Origin of the sequence: Mycobacterium sp. 852002-40037_SCH5390672 (genome assembly GCF_001665875.1) — a bacterium.
Taxonomy (GTDB): Bacteria; Actinomycetota; Actinomycetes; order Mycobacteriales; family Mycobacteriaceae; genus Mycobacterium.
In genome coordinates, this window is record NZ_LZTA01000134.1 from 1 (window position 1) to 7,321 (window position 7,321).

Annotated in this window: 6 protein-coding genes; 5 read left to right on the forward strand and 1 reads right to left on the reverse strand. The window is 66.5% G+C overall.

Annotation, left to right across the window (positions count from 1 at the left end; genetic code table 11):
* The 3 genes from A5782_RS24015 to A5782_RS24025 form a co-directional block, all read left to right on the forward strand.
* A partial coding sequence (locus A5782_RS24015; RefSeq protein ID WP_067104774.1) for a hypothetical protein occupies positions 1 to 991 on the forward strand: 991 nt, incomplete at its 5' end.
* A 417-nt stretch (positions 992 to 1,408) separates the two neighbouring features.
* Positions 1,409 to 2,878, forward strand: a complete 1,470-nt coding sequence (locus tag A5782_RS24020) for a condensation domain-containing protein (protein WP_067104775.1) — start codon at positions 1,409 to 1,411, stop codon at positions 2,876 to 2,878.
* A gap of 2 nt (positions 2,879 to 2,880) precedes the next feature.
* Positions 2,881 to 4,233 carry a hypothetical protein gene (locus tag A5782_RS24025; RefSeq protein WP_067104776.1) on the forward strand — a complete coding sequence of 451 codons (1,353 nt, stop codon included), beginning with the start codon at positions 2,881 to 2,883 and terminating at the stop codon, positions 4,231 to 4,233.
* Positions 4,234 to 4,249: 16 nt separating this feature from the next.
* Here the strand turns inward: A5782_RS24025 and A5782_RS24030 are convergent, their stop codons facing one another.
* Complete coding sequence (locus A5782_RS24030) at positions 4,250 to 4,912, reverse strand: TetR/AcrR family transcriptional regulator (RefSeq protein WP_067104777.1); 663 nt, start codon at positions 4,910 to 4,912, stop codon at positions 4,250 to 4,252.
* 84 nt (positions 4,913 to 4,996) lie between these two features.
* Here A5782_RS24030 and A5782_RS24035 point away from each other — a divergent pair, with 84 nt between their 5' ends.
* Both A5782_RS24035 and A5782_RS24040 read left to right on the forward strand, forming a co-directional pair.
* The gene (locus tag A5782_RS24035) at positions 4,997 to 5,911 is read left to right on the forward strand and encodes an oxygenase MpaB family protein (RefSeq protein WP_067104778.1); all 915 of its coding nucleotides are present in this window, start codon (positions 4,997 to 4,999) and stop codon (positions 5,909 to 5,911) included.
* 195 nt (positions 5,912 to 6,106) lie between these two features.
* Positions 6,107 to 7,321 (forward strand): PPE family protein (locus A5782_RS24040; protein ID WP_082943077.1); only part of this gene is annotated, 1,215 nt, incomplete at its 3' end.

The window sequence follows — 7,321 nt, forward strand, 5'->3', positions numbered from 1 at the left end:
CGCGGTGGTGAGCCTGATCGCCACGCATTGCCTCACCGACGGCGTCGGACTCTGCGAGGCATTGGCGGACGCGGCTTCCGGCCGGGACGTCGCGATCCGCTGGCCCGCCGCGGCGGCACGAGGGCTACGGCGGGCGGTGCTTGAAGATGCACGCCAAACCGCTCGCGACACAGGCGATGTCGGCCGCGCCATTCGCGCGGCGGTCCGAATGCTCCGGCAGGGTCGCGACGCTGTGCAAGCCGCGTCCGCCGACCAGCCGTCCCTGCCGTCCGCCTCGGGAGACGACCACATCGCCCTGCCGATGACGACGTTCTTCGTCGACGCCGACGGGTGGGACATCCGCGCCCGCGCCCTCGGGGGCACCAGCAACGCGCTGCTGGCGGGATTGGCGGCTTGCCTCGCCCTGCGGGTGGGACGGGTCGCGGCCGACGGCTCGGTCAACGTGGGGATGCCCGTCAATGAGCGCACTCCGGGCGATTCCCGCGCCAACGCGGTCACGAATGTTGACGTCACGTTGCCGCCCTCGGCGATCAGCACGGACCTGCGCGAGATCCGCGCCGTGATCAAGCATGCGCTGGTGCGCCATCAAGACGTGCCCGACGAGCGGTGGGCGCTGCTGCCGCTGGTTCCGCTGATCCCCAAGTGGCTCTTCAGGCGATTGATCAGCGTGGTCACCGGCGGCGCAACCACTGTCGTATCGTCCAACCTCGGTGCTATGGATCCTGCCGTGAATCGGCCGGATGGCAGCGAGGCCGACTACTTCGCGATGAAGTCGGTATATCCCGGCGTGACCAGCGCGACGATGCAGCGCACCAACGGAGCGCTGGCATTGTTGTCGGGACGAGTCCACGGCCGGGTCTTCGTCTCGGTCCTCGGCTATCAGCTGGGTCGCCGAAACTCCAATGAGGAGTTACGCCAAACCATCTCCGGCGTGCTGACCGATTTCTCGCTGACCGCCACGACGGATTGGCGCACGTTCAGCCGAGTGTGAGCTCGTGTCGGGACGCGAGTATTGGAACGTGTTTCAGTGCGATGTGCCGGTCGGCTCCGCGAGCTGAGCCGTGTCGATGTCCAAGTCCGCGGCAACTCAAGCATGCCCTGATTCCCGATGTCGGAGCTTCACCAAAGACCGGTTGGCAAACAGGCCGTGCGGCCGCCTAGCGAACGCGCATGTGACGATGATCACAACAGGGGGACGTTTGTGACCTAATTCGACTAGCGTCAACTTCCGCGACACAGGGGGCGCATAGCGACGCGGCAACTCAGCCATACATTGCCGCGGCATGTCGTAAAGGGTTCGGGCGAACGGGATTCATGCTGCGCGAAAGAGTCGTCGCCCTATGACTTTTTTGCTGTTCCCTTGCCGCGCAACAAATGTCGGCATCAACGGGAGGGACGACTCAAGCAGATGGTCGCACTCGGAAACATCAACGAATGGCAACCGCCGAACGGTCCGCTGACGATGTGGACCCCCGCGCCCGCGTCGCTTGACGCGGCTCGCACCGCACGCCGATCTCAGCTAGCACCGAGTTATCAACAGAATCAACATCTTTGGGCAGCACACATCGGCAATACCATCAACAGGCAGCTACCCCGCCTAATGGTCGTGGCGTGGGACATCCCGGGGGTATGTGACATTGCCGCGATGACAGCAACGATCAACGCACACGTCCGTCGCCAGGACACTTACCACAATTGGTTCGAATTCCAGGACGGCTCCATCGTGCGCCGCACGATCGACGACCCCGCCGTGATCGATCTCATTCCGGTGGCGTTCGAGCCCATGAGCGCCGACCAGATACGTACCCATGTCTTGACGACCACCCCGGGAACACTCGAATGGGGCTGCTTCACATTCGGTATCGTCGAGCACACTGACTACTTCACCTTCTATGCCAGTGTCGACCATCTGCACATCGACGGCTTGTCCGCCGGCCTGATCTTCGTCGACATCCATCTGACATATCAGGAATTGGCGCAGCATGCTGAGCGACGCCAGCCCCACCTCCCCGAGGTCAGGAGCTATTGCGACTACGCCGCTCGGCAACGCGAGAATGTCGCGAGCCTGACCCTGTCATCCCCCGAGATCAAGGACTGGATCGCGTTCGGCCGCGACACGGACGGCGCGTGGCCGAGTTTCCCACTGCCGCTGGGCGACACTTGGGCGAGCAGCAAGGGTGACTTGGTAACCGTCCAGTTGCTGGACGCGGCCGAGACCGAGTCTTTCGACGCCGCCTGCCGCGCGGCCGGCGCCCGGTTCATCGGGGGAGTTCTGGCGTGCACGGCGTCGGCCGAGCACGAGTTGACCGGCAACGAGACCTACCACGGATTCACGGCCAAGGACACTCGGATGCCGGGCCTCGACACGATGACGGTGGGTTGGTTCGCCAGCCTGATCCCGGTCACCGTGCCCACCGCCGGTGTCTCATTCGGCGAGGCAGCCCGAGCCGCCCAGAAGTCGTTCGACGCCGCGAGGGGTCTTGCCGACGTGCCGTTTGAGCGGCTCTTGGAGTTGGCCACGCCCGAGCAACTGGGAATCCAGCTTCCTACGCAGCTGCCGATGATGCTGTCCTACCTCGATTTCCGGAAGATACCGCTTGCCGGATTGTGGGCGGAGACGAATTTCGGCACCTACGGTGACAACCTGTCCGCCGGCGGCATCAACATGTGGATCAACCGGCACACCGAAATGACAACGGTGACAATCTCCTTCCCGGACAACGAAGTTGCGCGCGAGTCTGTCCAGCGCTACATCGCGACACTGATTGAGGTTTTCGACCGCGCCGTCGAAAGCGTCGCGCCGGCCCCGGGTGTGGTTGCACACCAGGATCATTCGGATGAATCACAGGACGACGAAGACGACACCGAGGCGGCCTAGACATGAGCAACGTGCTGGATCTGGCCGACCAGACCCTGTTTCTCGGGGAACGAGCGACGGGCACCACCAGCCTGGTGCAATGCATCTGGGTGTACGACCGGCCCGTCGACATCGATGGGCTGAAAAGATTTCATCACCACCTGGGGAGGGGGCGATTAGCCCGCCGCATCGAGCGGTCCCCGTTGCCGTTCGGCCGGCACCGCTGGGTGTCGCCCAGCGAGCAGCCCGGCCTTGAAATCGTGGCGATGCCGCGACCGCGTGAGGGATTCGACACCTGGTGCGACGAGCAGGCAAGTGAGCGCCCGGATGCCGAGCTCGGACCCGGATGGCGCCTTGCGGTGCTGCCGTTCACCGACGGCGGGGCGGCGGTCAGCTTGGTTATCACGCATTGCCTCAGCGACGGCGTCGGGCTGTGCGAGGCCGTGGCGGATGCCGCGTCCGGGCGCGACGACGCGACCCGATGGCCCGCTGCGGCGTCACGTCGGCGGTGGCGGGCGCTACGGGAGGATGCACGCCAAACTGCCCGCGACACACCCGATGTCGGCCGCGCTGTCGTCGCGGCGGCCCGATTGGCCCGGGCCGGTCGCCGCGGTCCCGGAACTTCTGCCTCGCCGCCCACAAAGCAACCCGCGCCATTTGCCGGACCGGACGAAAGCATCACGCTCCCCACGGCGACGATATTCTTCGACGCCGAGGAGTGGGACGCCCGCGCCCGCTCCCTCGGGGGGACCAGCAACGCGCTGCTGGCGGGATTGGCGGCCCGCCTCGCCCAGCGAGTGGGACGCGTCGGCGCAGACGGCTCGGTATTCGTGGGGATGCCGGTCAACGAGCGCACCCCGGGCGATACTCGCGCCAACGCCGTCACGAATGTCGACATCACGGTTGCCCCCGCACATGCGACGGACCTGCGCGAGATCCGCACCGCGATCAAGCATGCGCTGATTCGCCATCAAGATGTGCCCGACGAGCGGTGGGCACTGTTACCTCTTGTTCCGCTGATCCCCAAGCGGCTGTTCAGGCGACTGATCAGCGTGGCCACCGGCAGCGCAACCGCCGTCGTGTCGTCCAACCTCGGCGCTTTGGACCCGGCCGCCAACCGGCCAGACGGCACCGATGCCGACTACTTCGCGATGAAGTCTCTGTACCCGGGCGTGACCCGCGCGACCATGCAGCGCACCAACGGCGTACTGGCGCTGTTGTCGGGACGGGCGCATGGACGAGTGTTCGTCTCGGTTCTGGCCTTCGAGCCGGGCGGCGCCAACTCGAATGAGGGCTTGGAGCAGCATATTTCGAGTACTCTGAGCGACTTCTCGCTGACCGCTGCGGCGGGCTGGCGCACGGCCAGCCGAGTGTGAGTTCACGCCGAGGCCGCTAGGCGTCGGCACGTGTCTCGGTGAGGCGGTACAGGTTTGGCTCGGCGAGCTCGTCGAGCAGCGCCGCCAGCTGGTCGACGAGCTGGTCCGGTTCGAGTTTGACGTCACCGGCCAGCCAGGCGCTGATGGTTTGCCCGACGCCGCCGACCACGAAATGCGCGGCGGCCTTGATGCGTTCGTTCGCCGGGACCTGTAGTGCGTGGCCGACGTGCTGCCCGGACAGCATGGCGAACAGCGCGCTGGACTCGGCGCGTTTGCGCACGATCACCGGATCGGCCAGCTGCGTGCTGAACAGCAGGCGGCCCACGCGGGGGTCGTCGGTGATGGTCCGCACGATGTTGGCCATGCCCGCGCGGGTTTGCTCGCCGGACGGCACCGCGGCCACCGCCGCCTGTGTGGTGGCGGCAAGCTCGGCGACGACCCAGTCGAACACGCACGCGACGAACTCGTCCTTGTCGGCGAAGCTTTCGTAGAAGTACCGGGCGGCCAGGCCGGCGCTGCGGCACACGCCGCGGACGGTGACCGCCGAGATGTTCTGCTGCTCCGCCCCGAGCAGTTCCACGCCCGCTGCGAGCAGCCGGCTACGACGGGTGGCCAGGCGCTCGGCGGCCTCGACCCCGCGGTACGGCCGCGCGCTGGACGTCTCGCTCATGGAAACCATCTTGACACTAACGCCCAGCCACGACAATATCAGGAAACGAGCGTTCGCACATTAGCGGACACGCGCTGCGGGGAGGACCTGACGATGGCAATTCACGAGCCGGTGCACCAGCCGATCGGGCACGTCGAGCGCAGAGTCACCGACCCGCCCCGCGCGCAGCGGCGCAGGCGCCGGCGGGCGCTGGGTATCGACGAGGGGCTGATGGGTGTCGCGTTGCTGGCGGGCCCGGCGAACGTGATCATGCAATTGGCGCAGCCCGGTGTCGGATACGGCGTGATGGAGAGCCGCGTCGAAAGTGGCCGGGTCGACCTGCACCCGATCAAGCGCGCCCGCACCACCTTCACCTACCTGGCCGTGGCGACCAACGGCAGCGATGCCCAGAAGGACGCGTTCCGCCGGGCGGTGAACCGCGCTCACGCCCAGGTGTACTCGACCCCGGAAAGCCGAAGCCCGGTGCCCTACAACGCATTCGACCCCGCGCTGCAGCTGTGGGTGGGGGCCTGCCTGTACAAGGGCGGGGTCGACATCTACCGCATGTTCATCGGAGAGCTCGACGGTGAGGACGCCGATCGTCACTACCGCGAGGGCATGACGCTGGCCACGACCCTGCAGGTGCCGCCGAAGATGTGGCCCGCCGACCGTGCGGCGTTCGACCGCTACTGGGAAGAATCGCTGGCCAAGGTGCACATCGACGACGCGGTCCGTGAGTACCTGTTTCCCATTGCGGCCAATCGCATTCGGGGCGTGACACTGCCGCGCCGGCTGCAGCGCCTCTCCGACAACTTCGCGCTGCTGATCACCACGGGGTTCTTACCGCAGCGGTTCCGCGACGAGATGCGGCTGCCCTGGGACGCGACCAAGCAACGCCGCTTCGACAGGCTGATAGCCGTATTGGCCACGGTGAACCGGTATCTACCGCGGTTCGTCCGCCAGTTCCCCTTCAATGTCTTGCTGCACGACCTGGACCGCAGGATCAAGAAAGGCCGTCCACTCGTCTAGCGCGCGCGGCTGAAACTCCACCAGTTGATAACGAGAATCATATTCATTAAGATCACGGCAGCCCCACTCAGCCCTCCAGCCCGAGGAGTTGCCGGTTATGAGCTTGCGCGTCGAATCCGAAGGACTGACGGTCGTTTACACCGCCGGTGACACGAGCGCGGCGGCGGCGTCGTATGTGGTTGGGGGCGGCGGGCGATGACGGCGCCGATCTGGATGGCCGCGCCGCCGGAGGTGCATTCCGCGTTGCTCAGCAGCGGTCCGGGCCCCGCGTCGCTGCTTACGGCCGCCAGTACATGGTCGGAGTTGAGCACCGAATACGCGTCAGCGGCCGAGCAGCTCAGCGCAATGCTGACGCAGGTGCAGGCCGGAGCATGGGAAGGGCCGAGTTCGGAGTCGTATGTGGCCGCACATGTCCCGTACTTGGCGTGGCTGACGAAGTCCAGCGCCGACAGCGCGGCAGTGGCCGCTCAACATGAGGTTGCCGCCGTGGCTTACACCGCGGCGTTGGCGGCGATGCCGACATTGCCGGAGCTGGCCGCCAACCATGCGATTCACGGGACGCTGCTGGCGACCAATTTCTTCGGGGTCAACACCATCCCCATCGCGGTCAATGAGGCGGACTACGCGCGGATGTGGACCCAGGCCGCGACTACGATGACCACCTATCAAGCGGTCTCCACCGCGGCCGTGGCGGCCACGCCACCGGCCGACCCGCCACCGCCGATCGTGAAATCCGATGCCTCAACCCAAGATTCGGGGGGCAACCCATTCAACGATCCCAAGGTCGACAACCCGCTGAACGACTTTATTGCGCAGATCCTCCGGCTCTTCGGCATCGATTGGAATCCCGGCCAGGGGACCGTCAACGGACTGCCCTACGACTCCTATGCCAACCCGGGCCAACTGATGTTCTGGGTCGTTCGAGCGCTGGAACTTCTGGAGGATTTCGAACAGTACGGCGTGTACCTGCAGCAAAATCCTGCGTTGGCTTTTCAGTACCTGGTCGCCCTCGAGACGTTCGACTGGCCCACCCACATCGCCGAAATCACCAGCTGGCTGTCGAGTTCGCCGGAGTTGCTGCTAGTTCCGGCCCTTTTGGCGGTCGCCCCCCTGGGCGCCGTCGGCGGCTTCGCCGGACTGGCCGGGCTGGCCGCAATCCCTCAGCCCGCCGTCGTTCCGGCACCCCCGGCACCGGCTGCGCCTGCGCCGCCCGCTGTGGCACCGACGCCCGCAACAACGCCAATCGCCGCGCCGGCCGCGGCACCCGCCTCGGCGCCCGCGCCGGCTCCCACTCCCACGGCCAGCACCGTCGTCAGTTCCGCCCCGGCGGCGGCGCCGCCGCCGCGCGGGAAGCAGCGGGGGCGCGTCGACGGCAGCGGCAGCGGCAGCGGCAGCGCGGGTATGGCGATG

Excerpts from the sequence above, each read along its gene's own strand:
- A5782_RS24030 (WP_067104777.1), bottom strand. The coding sequence starts at position 4,912 with ATGGTTTCCATGAGCGAGACGTCCAGCGCGCGGCCGTACCGCGGGGTC.
- A5782_RS24020 (WP_067104775.1), top strand. The coding sequence starts at position 1,409 with ATGGTCGCACTCGGAAACATCAACGAATGGCAACCGCCGAACGGTCCG.
- A5782_RS24025 (WP_067104776.1), top strand. The coding sequence starts at position 2,881 with ATGAGCAACGTGCTGGATCTGGCCGACCAGACCCTGTTTCTCGGGGAA.
- A5782_RS24035 (WP_067104778.1), top strand. The coding sequence starts at position 4,997 with ATGGCAATTCACGAGCCGGTGCACCAGCCGATCGGGCACGTCGAGCGC.